This is a genomic window from Pseudomonas sp. B2021, from assembly GCF_018135665.1.
GTDB classification, from domain to species: domain Bacteria; phylum Pseudomonadota; class Gammaproteobacteria; order Pseudomonadales; family Pseudomonadaceae; genus Aquipseudomonas; species Aquipseudomonas lactis.
In genome coordinates this window covers 1126129-1147501 of record NZ_SMOF01000001.1, presented here as the reverse complement: position 1 = coordinate 1147501, position 21373 = coordinate 1126129, and the positions used below count along the sequence as shown (strand labels likewise).

Here is a 21373-nt window from a genome sequence, read left to right as displayed (position 1 = left end):
GCGTCCATAGAGGCGTTACCACGCAGAGCGTGGGAACGATCAGCCCCGCTGCGCCTCTGCCTCTTCATGGGCATGGCGCAGTCGCTCGCGACTGTTGGTCAAATGCAAGCGCATCGCCGCCCGTGCCGCATCCGAATCCTGGCGGGCAATCGCCTCATAGATTTCTTCGTGTTCGCGGCTCAAGCGGCTCATGTAGTGCTGTTGATCATCATGGGCCAGGCGCGCCGAATTCAGGCGGGTACGCGGAATGATGCTGGTGCCCAGGTGGGTCATGATGTCGGTGAAGTAGCGGTTACCGGTAGACAGTGCAATTTCCAGATGAAAGGCAAAATCCGACGCCACCGCATCGCCAGCGTGGGCCGCACTTTCATTCAAGGCATCGAGGGCCGCGCGCATGGCCGCCAGTTGCTCATCGCTGCGGCGCAAGGCAGCAAGGCCCGCAGACTCCACTTCCAGGCTGATACGCAACTCCAGAATCGCCAGCACATCACGCAAGGTCACCACGGTGGCAGGGTCTATGCGAAAACCGCTGGGGCTTGGCGTGTCCAGCACGAAGGTGCCGATACCGTGGCGAGTCTCGACCTGCCCCGCCGCTTGCAGGCGCGAGATGGCTTCACGCACCACCGTCCGACTGACGCCGTGGGCATCCATGATCGCCGACTCGGTGGGCAACTTGTCGCCGCGTTTGAGCTGGCCATCGCGGATCTGCTCGGACAACACCGTGACCAATTCCTGGGCAAGGCTGCGGCGCTTGCGGGGAAGACGTGGGGCGGCGCTGGCGTTTTCCATGATGAACCATCTTTCTCGACGAACTGAAGACCGCATCATAGCCCATGGTGGTTGTACGATCACCGTTCTGGCGCGACTTTCATCCATATCCTTCACGCAAAAAAAATGCCCCGACAGCTGTCGAGGCATTTTTCAGATGGGTCTGTAAGCGAAATCCGCCTACTTCACCACTTTCAAGCTTGGCCGACCGCTAGGGCGCGGCGGCTCGGCATCCGGTGGCGGTACATCATCACCGTCTTCGCCTTCAATCGTTTCGTCATCCTCTAAAGGCGACTCCAGATCGAACACCATGCCCTGGCCATTTTCCCGGGCGTAGATCCCGAGGATGGCACCGATGGGCACGAACAGCGTATGGGGCACACCGCCGAAACGCCCTTCGAAGCTCACCGCTTCGTTGTCCATGTGCAGGTGGCGCACGGCACTGGGCGATACGTTCAGCACAATTTGCCCGTCACTGGCAAAACCCTGGGGTACCTGAACCGCAGGAAATTCGGAATTGACCAGCATGTGCGGGGTGCAATCGTTGTCCACAATCCACTCATAGAGCGCGCGGACCAGGTAAGGTCGACTGGAGTTCATCAACGGCTCCTTAAGCCTTAGCGCATATCGCGTTCGGCGCCAGACAGACTCGCCTGGAAAGCCTCACGCGCAAACTGGCGCTCCATGTAATCAAGCAACGGCTTGGCCGGCCGTGGCAGTTCAATGCCCAGAATCGGCAAGCGCCAGAGTATGGGTAATAGGCAGCAATCCACCAAGCTTTGTTCCTCACTGAGGAAAAAAGGTTTATCGGCGAACAACGGCGAAACGCCGGTCAGGCTCTCGCGCAATTCCTTGCGCGCCTGCACACGAGCGGCTTCTTTGGAACGCGAATCCAGGATCACATCCACCAACCCGCACCAGTCACGCTGGATCCGATGGATCAGCAGGCGGCTGTTGGCACGCGCCACCGGGTACACCGGCAGCAAAGGCGGATGAGGGTAACGCTCATCCAGGTATTCCATCACCACGGTCGACTCCCACAACGCCAGGTCACGATCGACCAGGGTGGGCAAGCTGCCGTAAGGGTTCACTTCGATCAGCTTCGGCGGCTGACGGCCCGCCTCCACACTGATGATCTCGGCGCTGACACCCTTCTCTGCGAGCACGATGCGTACTCGGTGGGAATAGTGGTCGGCGGGGTCGGAGTAACAGGCCAACCGATTGGTCACGCCCATGGCGGTCCTCCTCGCTTGTTGAAATTATCGAAAGCTCAAAAACGAGCGCGCCCAGAAGCATCCCTGTAACGACCGGTTCAAACCGGCGCTACGTGTTCAGAGATGCCGCTGGGCGCGCAAGATTAACAGCAATTGCTTACGGTTGGATCAATGCACATCCTTCCAGTATTCACGCTTGAGCAAATAAGCGAATACGAAGAAGAAAGCCAGGTACAGCAAGACGTAGGTACCGATACGCTGATGCTGCAGTTTGACCGGGTTGGCCGAGTAGGCCAGGAAGGTCACCAGGTTCTTGACCTTCTCGTCGAACTGCTCTTCGTTCAGCGTACCGGTCTTGGGCACGATGGTCAGTTGATCGCACGCTTCATGGGTCAGCGGCGTGCCGGTCAACGGATCATATTGCTTCTTGCCGTCTTCAACGACCTGAACCTGCTTGCATCCTACCACCTGGCGCCCCTGCAGGCCGACCAGAACGTTCGGCATGCCGACGTTCGGGAAGACTTTGTTGTTCACGCCATAGGGGCGCGCAGGGTCTTCGTAGAAGGATTTGAGATAACCGTAGAGCCAGTCGGTACCGCGTACACGGGCCACCAGGGTGAGGTCGGGCGGTGCGGCGCCGAACCAGGTCTTGGCTTCGGCCGGCTGCATGCCGATGTTCATGTGGTCGCCGATCTTGGCACCCGTGAACACCGCGTGGCTGAGCATCACTTCATGGGGAATGCCCAAGTCATCGGCAACGCGCTCATACCGTTGGAACTTGGCGCTGTGGCACCCCATGCAGTAGTTGGTGAATGTACGCAGCCCATCCTGCATGGCGGCTTTGTCAGACACATCGATATCGACTTTTTCCAGCTCTGCGCCATGTTCGGCGGCGAAGGACAGTAGCGGCAGTGCCGCAAGCACGAATGCAACGAGTAATTTTTTCATCAGCCAGTCACCCTTTCCGGAACCGGTTTGGTCTTCTCGAGCCGGGTATAGAACGGCATCAGAATAAAGTAGGCGAAGTACAGGAAGGTGCAGACCTGCGACAGCAACGTGCGCTCAGGGGTAGGCGCCAATACGCCCAGCACGCCCAGGATCACGAACGAAATGCAGAACACCCACAGCCAGATCTTGCTCAGCCAGCCTTTGTAGCGCATCGACTTGACCGGGCTACGGTCGAGCCACGGCAGCACGAACAGCACCGCGATGGCCGCGCCCATGGCGATCACGCCCATGAGTTTGTCGGGGATCGCGCGCAAGATCGCGTAGAACGGCGTGAAGTACCAGACCGGGGCAATGTGCTCGGGTGTCTTGAAGGCATTGGCCTGTTCGAAGTTAGGCTTCTCCAGGAAATAACCACCCATCTCCGGGAAAAAGAACACGATCGAGCAGAACACAAACAGGAACACGACTACGCCGACAATGTCTTTCACGGTGTAGTACGGGTGGAACGGAATGCCATCCAGCGGGATGCCGTTCTCGTCCTTGTGCTTCTTGATGTCCACGCCATCCGGGTTGTTGGAACCCACTTCGTGCAGCGCCAGGATGTGCAGTACCACCAGGCCCAGGATCACGATCGGCAAGGCCACCACATGCAAGGCGAAGAAGCGGTTCAGGGTGATGCCGGAGATCAGGTAGTCACCACGAATCCACTGGGTCAGGTCGTTGCCGATCACCGGGATTGCGCCGAACAGCGAGATGATCACCTGGGCGCCCCAGTACGACATCTGGCCCCAGGGCAGCAGGTAGCCCATGAAGGCTTCGGCCATCAGCGCCAGGTAGATCAACATGCCGAAGACCCACACCAGCTCACGAGGCTTCTGGTACGAGCCGTAGAGCAGGCCGCGGAACATGTGCAGGTAGACGACGATAAAGAACGCCGACGCGCCGGTGGAGTGCAGCAGGCGCAGGATCGAGCCGTACTCGACGTCACGCATGATGTATTCGACAGAAGCAAACGCTTCTTCCGCCGACGGCGTGTAGCTCATCGTCAACCACACGCCAGTGACGATCTGGTTGACCAGCACCAACAGGGCCAGGGAGCCGAAGAAGTAGAAGAAGTTGAAGTTTTTCGGCGCGTAATATTTGCTGAGATGGTCTTCCCACATTTTAGTGGCGGGGAAGCGCGCATCCACCCAATCCATGAACTTGCTCATCACGCGTTCTCCTTGTCGAGGCCAATGACAATGATGTCGTCAGATTCGTAATTGTGAGGAGGAACCGGCAGGTTCAGGGGCGCGGGCTGGGATTTGTAGACGCGGCCAGCGAGGTCATAGTGGGAACCGTGGCACGGGCAGAAATAACCGCCGACCCAGTCTTTGCCCAAGTCGACAGGCGCCACTTCCGGGCGGAAGGTAGGTGAGCAACCCAGGTGGGTACACAGACCAACCAGCAGCAGAATCTCTGGCTTGATCGAACGCGCTTCGTTCTTGGCGTAGGCGGGCTGGTCGGACTTTTCCGATGTCGGGTCAGATAACTGGCCTTCGATCTTCTTCAGATTCCCCAGGATTTCCTCGGTACGACGAACAATGAAAACCGGCTGGCCGCGCCATTCAGCAATCATCTGCTGGCCTGGCTCGATCTTGCTGACATTCACCTTCACCGGTGCACCTGCGGCTTTCGCCTTGGCACTGGGAAACCATGACCCCACGAACGGGACCGCAGCCCCCACCGCTCCTGCAGCACCCACCACGGATGTGGCTGCTACCAAGAAGCGACGCCGGCCTGCATTCACGCCGTCATTGCTCATTCAGTCCTCTCCCATCAGCTTTTTGGCCTGTTAAATCAGGCGTCTACTAAGTGTTGAATCTTTACTTATAAAAATTTTGACGGATGGTAATGAAAAGCCCCACGTATGACAAGGGAATTGCCCGGGGCTCCGCCTCCAGGCCTTGTAGTATAGGGGGTCTACGGATGTGGCAAGTTGTCACGGCGAAAAATGTGCATAAATCGCAGGCAATAAAAAACGCCCAGCTCCGTGAGGAGACTGGGCGTTCTTGTGGAACGTAAAGCGAATTAACGCTTCGAGTACTGCGGACGCTTACGCGCTTTACGCAGACCGACTTTCTTACGTTCAACTTCACGAGCATCGCGAGTCACGAAGCCAGCTTTGCGCAGAGCGCCACGCAGGGTTTCGTCGTACTGCATCAGAGCGCGAGTGATACCGTGGCGGATTGCGCCAGCTTGACCACTTACACCGCCACCGATAACGGTGACGTAGATGTCGAACTTTTCAACGGTCTCGGTCAATTCCAGCGGCTGACGAACTACCATGCGGGCAGTTTCGCGACCGAAGAAGTTGTCCAGGGAACGGTTGTTGATCGAGATGTTACCAGTGCCCGGACGCAGGAAAACGCGTGCGGTTGCGGTTTTGCGACGGCCAGTGCCGTAATTTTGAGTCGCCGACATAATGAACTATTCCGTTAAAACTTCAGTTCTTGGGGCTGCTGAGCAGCATGAGGGTGTACAGCGCCCGCATAGACTTTCAGCTTGCGAAACATATCGCGACCCAGTGGGCCCTTAGGCAGCATGCCTTTGACCGCGATTTCGATCGGGGCTTCAGGCTTCTTGGCAATCAGGCCTTCGAAGTTGGAAGACTTGATACCGCCTGGGAAACCGGAGTGACGGTAGTACATTTTGTCGCTTGCTTTGTTGCCGGTTACACGAACCTGCTCAGCGTTGATGATGACGATGTAGTCGCCGGTATCAACGTGCGGGGTGTATTCAGGCTTGTGCTTGCCACGCAGACGGCTGGCGACTTCAGTGGCCAGACGACCCAGGGTCTGACCAGCGGCGTCGACGACAAACCAGTCGCGCTGAACTGTTTCCGGTTTTGCAGTAAAAGTTGTCATTCTTTAATAGCCTCAGGGGCCGCCTGTAAATTTAGACGGCGGATCTTACTGAATAGTGCGTACTTTGACAAGGTCAAAGGCAGCCGGATACAGACGCTATCGGGGGCTCGGGTCGGCGCGTCCGTTCAACGGCAAGATTCTTCGGCAGGCGGCGCATCACTTCCACTGCAGAAAGAGGTGGGCAATTATGCAGATTGCGAAAAAAAATTCAACCTGCTTTTATGATTGTTTTCCCCTGAAGGAGTACCCGATGGATTACCGACAGCTGGGCCGCACCGATCTGAATGTCAGCGCGATCGCGTTGGGCACCATGACCTGGGGCGAGCAGAACAGCGAGGCAGAGGCCTTCGCGCAGATCGAACGGGCCAAGGCCGCAGGCATCAACTTCCTCGACACCGCGGAAATGTACCCGGTGCCGCCCAAGGCCGACACCTACGCCACCACCGAACGCTACATCGGCAACTACTTCAAAAGCCGTGGCGACCGCGCCGACTGGGTGCTTGCCAGCAAGATCGCCGGCCCCGGCAACACCATCGACTATATCCGCGATGGCCACCTGCGCCACAACCGCCAGCACATCGGCGCAGCCCTCGACGCCAGCCTCAAGCGCCTGCAGACCGACTGGATCGACCTCTACCAATTGCACTGGCCGGAGCGCAGCACCAACTTCTTCGGCCAGTTGAGCTACAAGCACAAGGACGAAGACGACCTCACCCCACTGGAGGAAACGCTCGAAGCCCTGGACGAACAGGTGAAGGCCGGCAAGATCCGCCACATTGGCCTGTCCAACGAAACGCCGTGGGGCGCCATGAAGTTCCTGGCCCTGGCCGAAGCCCGCGGCTGGCCGCGCGCCGTGTCGATCCAGAACCCCTACAACCTGCTCAACCGCAGCTTTGAAGTGGGCCTGGCGGAGGTTGCCATTCGTGAACAGTGCGGCTTGCTGGCCTATTCGCCTTTGGCGTTCGGCATGCTCAGTGGCAAGTACGAAAATGGCGCACGCCCGGCCAAGGCGCGCCTGACTGAATACAGCCGCTTCAGCCGTTACTTCAACCCGCAGTCGGAAGCGGCGTGCAGCCGCTATGTGGCTCTTGCGCGGGAACATGGCCTGGACCCGGCGCAGATGGCGCTGGCGTTTGTGACGCAACAGCCGTTTGTGACCAGCAATATTATTGGGGCTACTTCACTGGAACAACTGGACAGCAACATCGCCAGTGCCGATCTGAAATTGTCGAAAGAGGTGTTGGAAGGGATTGAGGCGATTCAGAAGGATCATCCGAATCCGGCACCCTGATTGACCCGCACTGATCATTCCCACGCTCTGCGTGGGAATGCCGCCTTGGACGCTCTGCGTCCGCTCTCAGAGTCGTGACGCGGAGCGTCACATGAGGCGTTCCCACGCGGAGCGTGGGAACGATCCATCACCAAACATCAAAGCGCCCGCGCAATGATCTCCTTCATGATCTCATTGGTCCCCGCATAAATGCGCTGCACCCGCGCATCCGCCCAGGCCCGGGCAATCGGGTATTCCCACATGAACCCGTAACCGCCATGCAACTGCACGCACTCATCGAGCACCTTGCATTGCAGGTCTGTGGCCCAGTACTTGGCCATCGCTGCGGTAGGCACGTCCAGCTTGCCTTCCAGGTGCATAGCCATGCACTTGTCCACAAAAACACGGCCAATCTGAATCTCGGTGGCCATCTCCGCCAGCTTGAACCGAGTGTTCTGGAAATCGGCAATCGCCTTGCCGAACGCCTTGCGCTCACGGGTGTACTCAAGGGTCCACTGCAAAGCCGCTTCGGCTGAGGACAGCGCGCCAATCGCCACGGTCAGGCGTTCTTGCGGCAACTCTTGCATCAGGTAGGCAAAGCCCATGCCCGCCTGGCCCAGCAGGTTTTCCTTGGGCACGCGCACGTCCTGGAAGAACAGCTCCGAGGTGTCCTGGGCCTTCATGCCGACTTTCTCCAGGCGCTTGCCCTTGTCGAAGCCCGGCGTATCGGCTTCCACCAGGAACAGGCTGGTGCCCTTGGCGCCGGCCTTGGGGTCGGTCTTGGCGACGACGATCACCAGATCGGCCAGGTAGCCGTTGGTGATAAAGGTCTTGGAGCCGTTGATCACGTACTCATCGCCGTCCAGCACGGCGCTGGTCTTGACCCCTTGCAGGTCGGAACCGGCGCCCGGCTCGGTCATGGCGATGGCAGTGACCATCTCCCCGGAGATCAACTGGGGCAGGTACTTGTGCTTCAGCGCTTCACTGCCGTAATGCAGGATGTACGGCGCGACGATATCCGAATGCAGGGAAAAGCCGATGCCGGTCAAACCCAGGCGGCTGACCTCTTCGATCACCACCGCGCTGTAGAGAAAATCCGCGCCCAGGCCGCCGTATTCCTCTGGCAGGTGGGAACACAACATGCCCGCCTCCCCCGCCTGGTTCCACAGGTTACGGTCGATATAGCCCTGCTTTTCCCATTGCCCATGGAAGGGCACGGCGTGTTTTTCGAGGAAGGTGCGCACGCTCTCACGGAAGAGTTCGTGCTCCGAGCTGAACAAGGTTCTGGGGATCATGGGTCACCTGTGTGGATTGTCGGACAAGGACGAGCCCACAGAGCCTATGCCCCGAAGGCGTCACGGGACACTGGACACATGCGACAAAAAATAAGACGATCCAGCCGTCTGGTGACCACTTTCCCCTATAAGAATAAATGAAATTATGTCTAACCAAATCTCCACGCCGTTGCGGCGAGTCAGCATTTTGGCCATTGATCGGGTATTCGCTTCCACCCTCATGCAAGCCAAGGATTTCTTCCATCTCGCCAGCCTGCGCCATGGCAAACAGCAAGGCCTGGGCCTGACCCCAGGGTTCGAAACGCGCCTGGTCAGCCCCGACGGCCAGTCCGTGCGCAGCTTCAGCGATGTGATCATGCCGGTGGACGGCGGCCTCGAAGACGCCGACATCATCGTGCTGCCGGCCTTCTGGGACGACTTCGATGTGTTGTGCACCCGCTACCCCCAGGTGCTGCCGTGGCTGCGCGAACAACATGCTCGCGGGGCTGTGCTGTGCGGCGAGGCCACCGGGGTGTTCTGGCTGGCCGAAGCCGGGCTGCTCGATGGCAAGGAGGCGACCACCTACTGGCGTTTTTTCAACGCTTTCAGCGAGCGCTTCCCCAAGGTGCAGCTCAATCAGGACAAGCACCTCACAGACGCCGACAACCTGTATTGCGCCGGCGGCACCACCTCGGCCTGCGACCTTTATATCTACCTGATCGAACGCTTCTGTGGCGCCAACATCGCCCAGGCCGTGGCCCGCGACATTCTCTATGAAGTGCAGCGCAACTATTCACCGGGGCGTATCGGGTTTGGCGGGCAGAAGCTGCATCAGGATGTGATCATCCTGCAGATCCAGCATTGGCTTGAAGAGCACTTTGCCGACAAATTCCGCTTTGAAGACGTCGCCCGGGAACACGGCATGAGCATCCGCAACTTCATGCGCCGCTTCCAGACCGCCACCGGTGACAAGCCGCTGCATTACCTGCAACGCCTGCGCATCGAGACCGCCAAGGGCCTGCTCTCGGGCAGCCGCAAGAGCATCAAGACCATCAGTTATGAGGTGGGTTACGACGATGCGAGTTTCTTTGCGCGGTTGTTCAGGCAGCACACGGAGTTGTCGCCCAACCAGTATCGCCAGCAATTTCAGCAGGCCGCCTGACTCCAGGCCAACACAAACCATTGTGGGAGCTGGCTTGCCTGCGATGACGGTGTATCAGCCAGCCTATAGTTGACTGATACCCCCCCATCGCGGGCAAGCCCGGCTCCCACATTAGATCTCCATTGAGCCGGAGATTGATTAAGGCTTGTGCCCGCGCGACAGGAACTCGTGGGACTGCATTTCCAGCAGGCGACTCAAGGTGCGCTGGAATTCGAAGTTCAAGCGACCACCCGTATAGAGGTCCTTGAGTTCGACTTCCGCCGAGATGATCAGCTTGACGTTACGGTCATAGAACTCATCGACCATGTTGATGAACCGTCGGGCGATATCGTCGGTGGTCACGCCCATCTGTTCCACACCACTCAAGATCACGGCGTGGAAGATCTTGCCCAGCTCGATGTAATCGTTCTGGCTGCGTGGCCCATCGCACAGTTGGCGGAACTCGAACCAGGCTACGTCATCGCAGGTGCGCAGTGCGATGATTTCGCGGTTCTCGATCATCAGCTTGTCGTTTTCCACCGCCTGGGTGCATTCCGGCGTCAGGGCGCGGAAGCTTTTCTTCAAGCTTTCGTGTGCGGCTTCGTTGAGCGGGAAGTGGAACAGCTCGGCTTGCTCCAGGTGACGCAAGCGGTAGTCGACGCCGCTGTCGACATTGACGATATCGGTGTTCTGCTTGATCAGCGCAATGGCCGGCAGGAAGCGCGCACGCTGCAGGCCGTCCTTGTACAGGCCATCGGGCACGATGTTCGACGTGGCCACCAGGGTCACGCCGTTCTTGAACAGCTCTTCCATCAGCGTGCCGAGGATCATGGCGTCGGTGATGTCGGAGACGAAGAATTCATCGAAGCAGATCACCCGTGCCTCTTGGGAAAAACGCTTGGCGATGATGGTCAGCGGGTTTTTCTCGCCCGGCAGGGTCTTCATCTCTTCATGCACGCGCTTCATGAAGCGGTGGAAGTGCGTACGTACCTTTTCCTTGAACGGCAGCGCTTCAAAGAAGGTGTCTACCAAATAAGTCTTGCCACGGCCCACGCCACCCCAGAAATACAGGCCCTTGACCGGCGTGTGGTCTTTCTTGCCAAACAGCTTGCTGAACATCCCTGGCTTGCTTTGCGACGCGGCTACGAGGTCCTCGTACAGGCGCTGCAAATGACGCACGGCATTTTCCTGGGCCGCGTCATGGAAGAACTCGGGGCGTTTCAGATCAGCTTGATATCGTTCTAGGGGCGTCATAATTTCGTTAGCAAGGCAACAAAAACGGGCCGACACTGTAACGACGGCCCTGGATAATGGCAATCAACCCTTGGTCGGGTTAATCCTCGATGGGGGCTAACGCAGCGCGCAAGGCTTCGATGGCCGCGTCACGCGATGCTTCATCGGCGTACTCGGCACTGTCAGCTACTGCGGCGCCGTCCAGCCATACGCTGAAGGTCAGAGCCTCGGCGCGCACGTCCAGCGCATCACCACTTTGCAGTTGCTTGGTCACCGCGCCGGCTGCTTTGCCATCGGTAAAGTTGCGCGACAACAGCAGTTGCTCGCCGTCGGCGGCCAACAGGCGGAAGCGGAAGCTGCCGTCAGCTTCACGGAAGCTCACAAACCGCGCAGCCTTCGCTGCTTTTTTCTTGGTGGCGACCGGCGCCGCCGCCTGGTTGACGAACGAACGCAGGCCCACCGCTTCACGCAGCTCGGCCAGGAACGGTGCCGCCACAGCGCGGGCCTTCTTGGCGCCGACCTGCAGCTGGTCTTCCATGTCCGATGGGCGCGACATCAATTGATGGTAACGCTCGCGCGCTTCGCCGAGCTGGCCGTCGAGCAGTTGGAACAGACGGTTCTTCGCCTCGCCCCAGCCCAGGCCTTCTAGCAGCTCGCCACGGAATTGGGCTTCCTGGGCCTTGGTCGCGAACGCCTGGTACAGGGTGAACAGGTGCGAATTGTCCGGGTCCTTGGCTTCGCCTGGCGCGCGCGAGTCGGTGACGATCCGCGAGATCGCGTCCTTCATGTCCTTGGCGCTGGTGAACAACGGGATGGTGTTGTCGTAGCTCTTGGACATCTTGCGGCCATCCAGGCCCGGCAAGGTAGCCACGCTTTCTTCGATCAGCGCCTCGGGCATGGTGAAGAATTCTTTACCGTTGCCGAACAGGTGGTTGAAGCGCTGGCCGATATCGCGGGCCATTTCCACGTGCTGGATCTGGTCGCGCCCCACCGGCACCTTGTGCGCGTTGAACATCAGGATGTCCGCTGCCATCAGCACCGGGTAGCTGTACAGGCCCATGCTGATACCCGCATCCGGGTCTTCACCGTTTTCCACGTTCTTGTCCACCGAGGCCTTGTAGGCATGGGCGCGGTTGAGCAGGCCCTTGGCGGCAACGCAGGTCAGCAGCCAGGTCAGCTCGGGGATTTCCGGGATGTCCGACTGGCGGTAGAAGGTCACTCGGTTCACATCCAGGCCACCGGCCAGCCAAGTCGCGGCGATTTCCATACGCGAGCGCTGGATGCGCTGCGGGTCATCGCATTTGATCAGGGCGTGGTAGTCGGCCAGGAAGTAGAAGGAGTCGGCATTCGCGTCTTCGCTGGCGAGGATCGCCGGGCGAATCGCACCGGCGTAGTTGCCCAGGTGCGGCGTGCCGGTGGTGGTGATGCCGGTGAGGATACGGGTACGGGTCGTCATGGGTGATCGCTTGTCATCAATTCGAAAGGCGTGGCAGCACCAGATCCTTGAGATCGGTCAGCTTGCCATGAAAAAAGTGTCCGCATTCTGCCACTTTCAGCAGCTCATGGGGGCGTTTCAGGGCGGCGGACCAGGCGTAGACGAGTTGCGGGTCCACAACTTCATCGGTTTCCGGCTGGATCAGGGTCAACGGGCAGCCTTGGGGCAGCACGTCCGACTCGCCCAGGCGCATCACCGCCGCAGCCACCATGAACAAGTGCGCGAGCTTCTCGCCCTTGGCTTCCAAACGCCCGCCGAGACTGGCAGCCACGTAACCGCCGAAGGAAAAACCCAGCAAGGTGATCGGCAGGTCCGGGTGCTTTTCCCGCAACCAGGTGGCGGCCGCTTCAGCATCGTCGACCTCACCGGTGGCCATATCGTGAGTACCGGCACTGGCACCCACGCCCCGGTAATTGAAACGCAAAGTAATCAAACCCGCATCGCGGGCAGTGCGTTGCAGGGTCGAGACGACTTTATTGAGCATGGTCCCACCCTGCACCGGGTTAGGGTGGCAAACCAGCGCCAGGCCACGTGGTTCGGGGTGATCCAGGTACAGGGCTTCCAATTGGCCCACCGGGCCATCGATCAAAACGGGGGTTTCACGCATGAGCAAGGATGAACTCCGTGACCTCTCAAGGGGTCGACTCGTCTAGCTAAAAGTCTGTGCATGGCATCATTGCGAGCTTAATCGCGGTATACAGCGCAGGTTTGAGCCGTTAACGTAAAGCAAAGCCGTTTATAGAGGAAGGACTCGTGGAACACTCGCTCTTAGTTTGGTTGTTGCCGACTCTTGCCCTGGTTGCCGGTGTCGCCATTGGTTTCCTGGTTGCCCGCCTGCTGCCCAATGCCGCGCCTAACCGCACGCAGCGTCAGCTGGATGACATTCAGGAACGTTTTGACAGTTATCAGAACGAGGTTGTTACCCACTTCAACAGCACCGCGACCCTGGTCAAGAAGCTCACCCAGAGCTACCAGGAAGTACAGGATCACCTCGCCGATGGCGCTAACCGCCTGGCCCTCGACGACATCACCCGCCAGCGCCTGCTGGCCGCGCTGCATTCCGATGCACCGCAAACCCCACGGGAACGCCTGACACCACCACGGGAAAACCAGGAGCCACCACGGGACTACGCGCCAAAAACACCGAACGCCCCAGGCATGTTGGATGAGCATTACGGCTTGAAGAAGTAAGTCATCTTCGAGCAATAAAAAAGCCCGGCTGATCGATGATCAGCCGGGCTTTTTATTAGGTGCCTGAACCATCAGACAACACCGCCCCCCTGTGGGAGCTGGCTTGCCTGCGATAGCGGTGTGCCCGTTGACACACCTGCCTCAGACACTCCTACATTAAGCGCGCAAGAGCTTAAGTGAGTTGCTGTTCCTGCAACCGCCCACCGTCAATGCGCACATGCCGCCCATGGAAACGCTTGAGGCTGCTGCGGTGGCCGACGCTGACGATGCTCAGCCCCGGCAGTTCATCGATCAACGCCTGGTACAAGGTCGCCTCGTCTTCTTCATCCATGGCCGAGGTCGCCTCATCCATGTACAGCCATCGCGGTGCAAACAACAACGCACGGGCAAAGGCCAGGCGCTGTTGTTCGCCGGGCGAGAGCATGCGTTGCCAGTGGTTGGCTTCATCCAGGCGGCTGACCAGATGGGGCAGGCGGCAGGTTTCCAGCACCTGTGCATAACGTTCTGGCGCGTAGACGCTGTCGTCCTGTGGGTAACTCAACACGGCCTTGAGCGTACCAATCGGCAGGTAAGGCTTTTGCGGCAGGAACAGGTAGCGCGTCGCCGGCAGGCGAATGCTGCCATGCCCGGCGGGCCACAGGTGCCCCATCGCCCGCAGCAAGGTGCTCTTGCCGCTGCCGGAACGCCCGCTGAGCATGACGCGCTGGCCAGGCTCCACGGTCATGTCGGCGTCGGTGAGCAAATGGCGGCCGTCGGCCAGGTCCATGCCCAGGTCGTTGATCACCAGGCGCTCGCCTTCAGGGCGCACGTCGATCGCCGGCGTGCGTTGCTCGTTGTCGCTCATGGCTTGCTGGAAACTCAATAGACGGTCGCTGGTGGCGCGCCATGTCGCCAGCTCCGAATAGGCGTTGATAAACCAGCTGAAGTTCTCTTGTACGTTGCCGAACGCCGAGTTGATTTGCATCAGCTCGCCCAGCTCGATCTTGCCGGTGAAGTAGCGCGGCGCGGCGACGATAAACGGGAAGATGATCGCGATCTGGCTGTAGCCGGCGGTGAAAAAGGTCAGGCGCTTGGACACTTTCATGATGTCCCAGAAGTTCTGCCAGACCTTGCCGAAGCGCGTGCTCAGGCGCTGCCTTTCATTCGGCTCGCCGTTGTACAGGGCGATACTTTCGGCATTCTCACGCACCCGCACCATGGAAAAACGCAGGTCCGCTTCGAAGCGTTGTTGTTGGTTGCTCAGGCCAATCAAGCGCCGGCCGATCAGGTGCGTCAGCCAACTGCCCACGGCGGCGTACAGCAGCGCACACCAGAACATGTAGCCGGGGATGGTGATGCCGAACACTTCGATGCTGCCCGAGACGCCCCACAGGATGATCGAGAATGACACCAGGCTGACCACGTTACGCAGCAAGCCGAGGCCCAGGCTTAAAGTGCCGGACGTGAAGTTGTTAAGGTCTTCGGAAATCCGCTGGTCCGGGTTATCGGTGTAGCCGCCCTGCTCCAGCTGGTAGTAATTCTTGTGGGCCAGCCAGCGGCTGAAGTGTTTTTCGGTGAGCCAGGCGCGCCAGCGGATCGTCAGCATCTGGGTCAGGTAAAGGCGGTACACCGCACCGAGTATCGCCACCGCCGCGATCCCGCCGAAATAGCCGATCAGTTGCCAGAAGGCCGCTGTGTCCTTCTTCTCCAAGGCGTTGTAGAAGTCTTTGTACCAGTGGTTGATCCACACGGAGATCGCCACGCTGAACAGCGACAGGCCAATCACGGCGGCCAGCAGCAGCCAGGCCCTGCCCTTCTCTTCACTGCGCCAATAGGGGGTGATCATCGCCCAGGTTCGGCGGAAGAATTGCCCACGCACCGCATCGTTGACCGCGCGGTATTCAGCGTTCTGATTCATCGTTCAGGCTCGGTAGGAAAAAGTCACAGGCGTTTGAACCGATCATAGGGGATCGGTTCGTGCGTCCGTGCAGCCTGAAGCGGGTTGTTCAGTTGCCGTTCAGCGTCGTACCGGGCGCTTCTGCAACTTGCGTTGCAGCGTGCGGCGGTGCATGCCCAGGGCGCGGGCGGTGGCGGAGATGTTGCCTTCGTGTTCGGTCAACACGCGCTGGATGTGTTCCCACTGCAGGCGGTCCACCGACATCGGATTTTCCGGCACCAGGGTGTCGAGGTCGGCATGCTCGGACAGCAAGGCGGCCAGCACGTCGTCGGCATCCGCTGGTTTGCACAGGTAGTTGCAGGCGCCGCGCTTGATCGCCTCGACGGCGGTGGCGATGCTGGAGTAACCGGTGAGGATCACCACGCGCATTTCCGGGTCGAGTTCCAGCAGCTTGGGCAGCAGCACCAGGCCCGAGTCGCCGTCCATTTTCAGGTCCAGGGCAGCGTAGTCCGGCAGGTCGGCCTGGGCGATGGTCAGGCCCTCTTCAGCAGAACCTGCGGTGCTGACGCGAAAACCGCGCCGGCTCATGGCGCGCGCCATCACGCGGGTAAAGGTCGCGTCGTCATCTACCAGCAGCAGGTGCGGCAGTTCTTCGCCTTCGACTTGGATCTCGTCACTCATCGATATCTCCTCGTGCGACACGGGGCAGGCGCAGCTCGGTGAGCGTGCCACCTTCCTCATGACTATAGAGCTTCACTGAGCCGCCCGCGCGGGTCACGCTGGCCTTGCTCAAAAACAGGCCCAGGCCGAAGCCTTTGCCCTTGGTGGTAAAGAAGGGTTTGCCGATCTGCTCGGCAATGGCCAACGGCACGCCGGCGCCGTGGTCACGAATGCTGATGGTGACGTTTTCCGCGTCCCAGTCCAACTGCACGCCGAGGCCTTCAGGGCAGGCATCGGCGGCATTGTTCAGCAAGTTGAGCAGCGCCTGGGTCAGGTCTGGCGGTGGCGCCATGCGCGGTACGCTGCCTTGGCCCAGCAGGTTGAAGCGGTAACTGGCTTCGGGACGCATCAGGTGCCAGCGGTTCAGCGCCTCATCGAGCCATTGGGTGACGTCTTGCATTTCGACCGCCAGACGGCGATTGGCCTCGGCGGCGCGCACCAGTTGCTGGAGCGTCAGCTTGCACTGCTTGACCTGTTCCTGCAGCACGCTCAAATCATCCTGCAGGGCCGGGTCGTGATGGTCCTGGGTCATTTCCTTGAGCAGCACGCTCATGGTCGCCAGCGGCGTGCCCAACTCATGGGCGGCGCCAGCGGCCTGGGTGGCCACGGCCAGCAACTGCTGGTCACGCAGGCCCTCTTCACGGCGAATGGCACGCAGTTCTTCCTGACGACGCAGTTCTTCGGCCATGCGCGCGGCGAAGAAGGTAATGACTGCCGCCGACAGGGCGAAGCTCAACCACATCCCATAGATTTGCAGGTTTTCCCGGGCGATGGGGAATGTCTGCAAGGGGTAAAACTGTGCCAACAGCAAGGTGTACAGCGTCAGCGCGATGCCCGACAGGACCACCGAATAGCGCCACGGCAGGGTCACGGCGGCGATGGTCAAAGGCACCAGGTAGTAGGAGACAAAGGGGTTGGTGGAACCGCCCGAGAAGTACAGCAACACGCTGTGGATAAACAGGTCACAGGCCAGTTGCAGGGCGTACTCCAGCTCGGTCACAGGCCAAGTGGTACGCAACCGAATGGCGGTGAACACACACAATACGGTGGAAAAACCCAGGGTCACGGCCAGTTGCAGCCAGGGCAGCGGCAACAGGTCGAACCAATAGGCAAGCCCGACGGAACCGGCCTGCGCGGCCAGTACCAGGGTGCGAATGAACGTCAGGCGCCAGAGGTTCTGGCGAGTGGCGGAAGTCAGTTTTACGGCGGCGAGCATGAGCTCTCCCGATGAGCGCTGCAGGCGGATCGGCACGAGTATAAACGAAGCAGACCTGCTGGCACGGCGTGTGTGGCTCTTTGACGCAGGCCGGGTAAATGACCGTTCGTCGGCGCCCGCATAACTTGTGGGTAATGTGTAAACCCGAAGAACCCGATGCCAGCGTCTACAGTCTTACCGAACACGACTATCTCAAGGAGCTTCCATGTCTCGTTTCATTCGCAGTGCAGCCATCATTACCTTCAGCGCCAGCGCTCTGGCGAGCCTGCCGGCCATGGCCGCCGATGCATTGCATTACAACCAGATCTCCCTGCGCGCCGAAGCCAGCCAGGAAGTGGCCCGCGACAAGATGATCGTCACTCTTTACACCGAATCGCAAAACGCCGACCCGGCCAAGCTTGCTGCCGAAATCACCACCACCCTGAACCAGGCCCTGGGCCAGGCGCGCGAAGTCAAAGGCGTGACCTTGCGCCAGGGCAGCCGCAACAGCTACCCGATCTACGACAGCAAGAACCAGAAGATCACCGGCTGGCGTGAACGCGCCGAGCTGCGCCTGGAAAGCGCGGATTTCCCGGCGCTGTCCAAACTCACCGGCGAGTTGTTGAACACCTTGAAAATGGACAGCATGGACTTCGCCATCGCCGACACCACGCGCAAGGCCAGCGAAGATGCACTGCTCAAAGATGCGGTGGCGGCGTTCAAGGCGCGCGCGCAACTGGCTACCGATGCACTCGGCGGCAAGGGCTACAAGATCGTCAACCTGAACTTCAACACCAATGGCTACCCAATGCCTTACGCCCGCAGTGGCGGCATGATGATGAAAGCCGCCATGGCCGATTCAGCGCCGACGCCTGAAGTGGAAGCTGGCACCAGCCAGGTCACTATGAGTGCCGACGGCGTGATCGAAGTTTTACAGTAAGTTTTTAGACAGGACAAAGGCGCAGCCCTACGGGCTTGCGCCTTTTTTTTGGATGGCTGTCGGTACCCGATTTGACGATGCCACCAACCTAGGCGCTCCCCCCCGAGCACCGCCACGACCGTCGTATCAAAAACCGGGCTCAAACTCATCCAACGGATCAAAAACACTGACAACATCAACGATGTTCCCGAGATCGAAGCGATCCCGGATATAAATATAAAAGCATCCAGAACTATAACTCTCCGCGCCTATCCGTGTAGAGGTCACACCTACGCTACATGTACCGTCTTAACCGAAGCGATACTTCTGGTTTTTTTGATCGCTACAGGTTGCATCTTAGAAAACATTTGACATACAGGGCGCGTGCGATCTGGAACTTTTCGCACACCTGCCGCCACCTAATACTTGTAAAACTATACAGGCACTGCCCTACAAACTGAGGGAAGCCTTACGGAATAGAAGAGCCAGTAACGTTAGCTGGCCACTAACTCCACGCCAATGCCATAACACTTCAAGAAAATAACTTTAAATCATTAATAAAGTGAGTCATTCATGAAGACACTTTCTTCTTTCGGGCATCCCCCGCTTATTCCCAGCGGACCACCGATTGCAGACTTTAACCCAACTCAAACAGCGCCCCCAGCAAACAAAGCGAACACCACACCGCAATGGCACGCCCCGCTGAGCCCCGGCGGACCACCCATTGCAGACTTTAATCCAACTCGGACAGTTGCTCCCTCGCCGCCAGTAAAAAATACGACCGCGCCACCGCAGGACCATGAGCTTGATTTCTCCAAAGGCGTCATTTATGGGGGAGACACCGTTTCTGCGCCTACGAGCTATCCGCCCAAGGAACAGGTGCAGCGCATAGAAGCCTATGCCGGACGTGTAGTGGCACACATCAAGACCTTGGAACAGGGTAAGGAAGGCGAAAACAACGTCAAATTCCAGAACGTTCGCCATTTTCTAGAGCCTGCGGGTTACTTCAGTGGCGGGTTACTGGCTGCCGGGTACGACCCACATGAAAAATTCACCGTGACGTTCAACTCCTACGTAGGTAAATGGAAGAAAGAGGTGCAGACCAACACCGAAGAACGCACTTACTATGCATGGGAAATTGCAGCCGGTGCCCTTAAGCACGACAGAACACCGGAAGGCGGTTTACTCAATTTTCAAGAGACGAAAGTCAAGCCACAAGACGCGAACAAGATCAACGATCTGGAAGCGCTGGGTGCGCGTCTACAGGCTCACTGGAAGGTGGATGTAGCCGAGCCTATGCGCGACATGTACGGTGCCTTGGCGAAACGCTCCGGAAAAGCGGATGCCTATGCTGTGCGCGGAATTCTAGAAAGCCTGCGTAACGACAAGAACAGCTATGAACAACTCTCCCCCGAAGGGCAAGACGCAATCCATCGTACACTTTACAGAAACGGCAACGTGGTCATCCCAAACATATATGGCTACCCACTGGCAGGGCATGCATTTATCCCGTTCACCAACTATCACGGCGATTACGACCACCGGCCTAATAAAGGTTTGCTCATTGACTTGAAAAACGGCACGGTCAGTGAAATATACGGCGATGACGATTTTGCCCACTGGGCTGAGAAAAATCGTAATGAGCTGTACAGTAGTTTTAATGCCAGTGACAGGCAGGGCGGCAAAGACTCTCATTGGCCATCGGCCGCAAATGTGCTCGAAAACCTGATCGACTCCAACAGGGCTACATACCCCGGTTATCAAAACTGGATAAAAGACAAGGCTGTGCCTGTGAGGGAGACTTTCAATTATACCCAATCACGAAATAGCGAATACTTCTTGAAATGGGGAAACCTTGAGTCCGGCATTGCTAACGAGTACCAAGCTGTGAACGCCAAGAACGCAGTATGGGCCGACCAAACGCAGGTGTTTGGTTCCGAGCAGCAAGCGTGGAAGAACGCGAAGGAATTATGGGGACGCACCTTCGGTTACGTGCCCGTCCTTGGTAACGCGGGCAATATTGTCTTCGGTGTGCATGACTCCATTCACGGCATGACCGCCGACGATCGCGTTGGCGGCACTGCCGCAGCGGTGATATCGAGCCTGCAACTGGTGCACGAACTTGCACCCAATGGGGTAGAAGCGGGCCTGGGTGAACTTGAGTTGCCTTCCCCCCCGTCTAGCAGCAAGAACTACAGTTGGAGGTACAATTCCGAGACACAGGATTTTGAATTTGTGCGCGCACCAAAAGCTTCGAACGACAGTCATATTCCCACAAACGTCGAAACAGACGAATCAAATCGTTCGGTGCCGGCTAATAGTGGAGGCGCCCGCCCGCCCGTCGAAGGCACAAACGGGAAACTTCCACCACTGAGTTCCGTAGAAAACATACCCACGGGTGAGGCACTTTTTTCTACGGGTGAAAAAGCCGTCATCCTGAGTGGAGAGGTCAATGACCTGAATGTGGTCAACGAAAAGCTGTATACCTTTACCGACAAAAATAAAAAAGGCACGGAAACACGATTGAATGTACTCGTCCATGGCAGTTTCAACCCTGAAACTGGCGTAGCAAGAGTTGTGTTCGATGGACAACTCCACACCCCGGCAGAGTTGCTTCAGACTCTTCACGCAAAAGGTGTACGCCCGGAGCTTTTTGACAACATACGCCTGTTGTCATGCAATTCTGCAACTGGGGGAGACGCTTCCTTTGCCGCTCAATTTCAAAGGCTGATAAGGCGCCCTGTAAAAGGGTATACCGGCACTCTCACCGCGAGCCTTTCGCCGGAAGTTATAACGGCGGCCATTGACAAAGTAGAAAAAGCTTATCTCCAACACGTGCAAAAGAAGGGCGTCACCCTTACTCCCGCTGTAACGGCCTACGTGAGAGGCCAGGCTGAGCAGTATATCGCCGATGAAATGAAGGTAAATTCACGTTTCATACCGTCGAAGACCAACCCCTATTGGAACCCACTCAAGTGGTGGGCCTTCACCTATAAGCCTGAGACATTCCACCCTAAACCTTGAAAATTCATTTATGAGTAGAGGTGACCGGCGACTGTATTTCTCCATGCAACGACGACGTGATCGAAGTTTTATAGTAACTTTTTTAGACAAGACACAGGCGCAGCCCCACGGGGCCTGCGCCTTTTTTTGCGCGCTGGCGCGCCGTCATATACGGCAGCATATTTAACAGGAATCAAGCGCCCGGCTTTCACGACTCATT

20 protein-coding genes are annotated in these 21373 nt (G+C 58.4%); 5 read left to right on the top strand and 15 right to left on the bottom strand.

The features are described 5' to 3' along the window. Positions 1–39: 39 nt before the first annotated feature. From E1K68_RS05085 to rplM, 8 genes are all read right to left on the bottom strand, one after another. Positions 40–789: a FadR/GntR family transcriptional regulator gene (locus tag E1K68_RS05085; RefSeq protein WP_003188534.1), complete on the bottom strand. Its 750-nt coding sequence runs from the start codon at positions 787–789 to the stop codon at positions 40–42. 159 nt (positions 790–948) lie between these two features. Further along, on the bottom strand, positions 949–1368 hold the full coding sequence (locus E1K68_RS05080; protein ID WP_003188531.1) for a ClpXP protease specificity-enhancing factor: 420 nt from the start codon (positions 1366–1368) through the stop codon (positions 949–951). A gap of 17 nt (positions 1369–1385) precedes the next feature. Next, the gene (locus E1K68_RS05075; protein ID WP_003188529.1) at positions 1386–2003 is read right to left on the bottom strand and encodes a glutathione S-transferase N-terminal domain-containing protein; all 618 of its coding nucleotides are present in this window, start codon (positions 2001–2003) and stop codon (positions 1386–1388) included. A 147-nt stretch (positions 2004–2150) separates the two neighbouring features. Further along, positions 2151–2930: a cytochrome c1 gene (locus E1K68_RS05070; protein ID WP_212613845.1), complete on the bottom strand. Its 780-nt coding sequence runs from the start codon at positions 2928–2930 to the stop codon at positions 2151–2153. After that, positions 2930–4141, bottom strand: coding sequence for a cytochrome bc complex cytochrome b subunit (locus tag E1K68_RS05065; RefSeq protein WP_003188526.1), 1212 nt, complete (start codon positions 4139–4141; stop codon positions 2930–2932). The genes E1K68_RS05070 and E1K68_RS05065 overlap by 1 nt, the downstream gene beginning before the upstream one ends. After that, entirely contained in the window at positions 4141–4734 is a 594-nt protein-coding gene (petA, locus tag E1K68_RS05060; RefSeq protein WP_003188524.1) for a ubiquinol-cytochrome c reductase iron-sulfur subunit, read from the bottom strand. The genes E1K68_RS05065 and petA overlap by 1 nt, the downstream gene beginning before the upstream one ends. 266 nt (positions 4735–5000) lie before the next feature. After that, the gene (gene rpsI, locus E1K68_RS05055) at positions 5001–5393 is read right to left on the bottom strand and encodes a 30S ribosomal protein S9 (RefSeq protein ID WP_002555064.1); all 393 of its coding nucleotides are present in this window, start codon (positions 5391–5393) and stop codon (positions 5001–5003) included. Positions 5394–5407: 14 nt separating this feature from the next. Further along, positions 5408–5836: a 50S ribosomal protein L13 gene (rplM, locus tag E1K68_RS05050; RefSeq protein WP_003188508.1), complete on the bottom strand. Its 429-nt coding sequence runs from the start codon at positions 5834–5836 to the stop codon at positions 5408–5410. Between the two features lie 250 nt (positions 5837–6086). On the opposite strand from rplM, the gene E1K68_RS05045 reads away from it, so the two are divergent. After that, the gene (locus E1K68_RS05045) at positions 6087–7127 is read left to right on the top strand and encodes an NADP(H)-dependent aldo-keto reductase (protein ID WP_003188506.1); all 1041 of its coding nucleotides are present in this window, start codon (positions 6087–6089) and stop codon (positions 7125–7127) included. 137 nt (positions 7128–7264) lie between these two features. Here the strand turns inward: E1K68_RS05045 and E1K68_RS05040 are convergent, their stop codons facing one another. Then, positions 7265–8401: an acyl-CoA dehydrogenase family protein gene (locus tag E1K68_RS05040; RefSeq protein WP_034134864.1), complete on the bottom strand. Its 1137-nt coding sequence runs from the start codon at positions 8399–8401 to the stop codon at positions 7265–7267. A gap of 220 nt (positions 8402–8621) precedes the next feature. Between E1K68_RS05040 and E1K68_RS05035 the strand changes: the two genes are divergently transcribed. Continuing rightward, positions 8622–9542 (top strand): GlxA family transcriptional regulator, encoded by a 921-nt coding sequence (locus E1K68_RS05035; protein ID WP_169855855.1) that lies wholly within the window; start codon positions 8622–8624, stop codon positions 9540–9542. A 138-nt stretch (positions 9543–9680) separates the two neighbouring features. Here the strand turns inward: E1K68_RS05035 and zapE are convergent, their stop codons facing one another. From zapE to E1K68_RS05020, 3 genes are all read right to left on the bottom strand, one after another. After that, positions 9681–10775, bottom strand: coding sequence for a cell division protein ZapE (zapE, locus tag E1K68_RS05030; RefSeq protein WP_003188500.1), 1095 nt, complete (start codon positions 10773–10775; stop codon positions 9681–9683). A 79-nt stretch (positions 10776–10854) separates the two neighbouring features. Further along, entirely contained in the window at positions 10855–12210 is a 1356-nt protein-coding gene (locus E1K68_RS05025; protein ID WP_057710922.1) for a tryptophan--tRNA ligase, read from the bottom strand. 16 nt (positions 12211–12226) lie between these two features. Then, entirely contained in the window at positions 12227–12856 is a 630-nt protein-coding gene (locus E1K68_RS05020) for an alpha/beta fold hydrolase (protein WP_169913517.1), read from the bottom strand. A gap of 146 nt (positions 12857–13002) precedes the next feature. Here E1K68_RS05020 and E1K68_RS05015 point away from each other — a divergent pair, with 146 nt between their 5' ends. After that, a complete protein-coding gene (locus tag E1K68_RS05015) occupies positions 13003–13440 on the top strand; it encodes a DUF1043 family protein (RefSeq protein ID WP_003171734.1) in 438 nt (145 codons plus the stop codon). Positions 13441–13612: 172 nt separating this feature from the next. Here E1K68_RS05015 and E1K68_RS05010 read toward each other — a convergent pair whose 3' ends face one another. The 3 genes from E1K68_RS05010 to E1K68_RS05000 all read right to left on the bottom strand — a co-directional run bounded on the left by E1K68_RS05010 (position 13613) and on the right by E1K68_RS05000 (position 17252). Continuing rightward, entirely contained in the window at positions 13613–15337 is a 1725-nt protein-coding gene (locus tag E1K68_RS05010; protein WP_120248656.1) for an ABC transporter ATP-binding protein/permease, read from the bottom strand. Positions 15338–15436: 99 nt separating this feature from the next. Further along, positions 15437–15997, bottom strand: a complete 561-nt coding sequence (locus E1K68_RS05005; RefSeq protein WP_003171731.1) for a response regulator transcription factor — start codon at positions 15995–15997, stop codon at positions 15437–15439. Next, positions 15990–17252, bottom strand: coding sequence for an ATP-binding protein (locus tag E1K68_RS05000; RefSeq protein WP_003188495.1), 1263 nt, complete (start codon positions 17250–17252; stop codon positions 15990–15992). The genes E1K68_RS05005 and E1K68_RS05000 overlap by 8 nt, the downstream gene beginning before the upstream one ends. A gap of 205 nt (positions 17253–17457) precedes the next feature. On the opposite strand from E1K68_RS05000, the gene E1K68_RS04995 reads away from it, so the two are divergent. Both E1K68_RS04995 and E1K68_RS04990 read left to right on the top strand, forming a co-directional pair. Further along, entirely contained in the window at positions 17458–18171 is a 714-nt protein-coding gene (locus E1K68_RS04995; protein WP_003188494.1) for an SIMPL domain-containing protein, read from the top strand. Positions 18172–18723: 552 nt separating this feature from the next. Continuing rightward, the gene (locus E1K68_RS04990) at positions 18724–21174 is read left to right on the top strand and encodes a hypothetical protein (RefSeq protein WP_212613844.1); all 2451 of its coding nucleotides are present in this window, start codon (positions 18724–18726) and stop codon (positions 21172–21174) included. Positions 21175–21373: the final 199 nt, after the last annotated feature.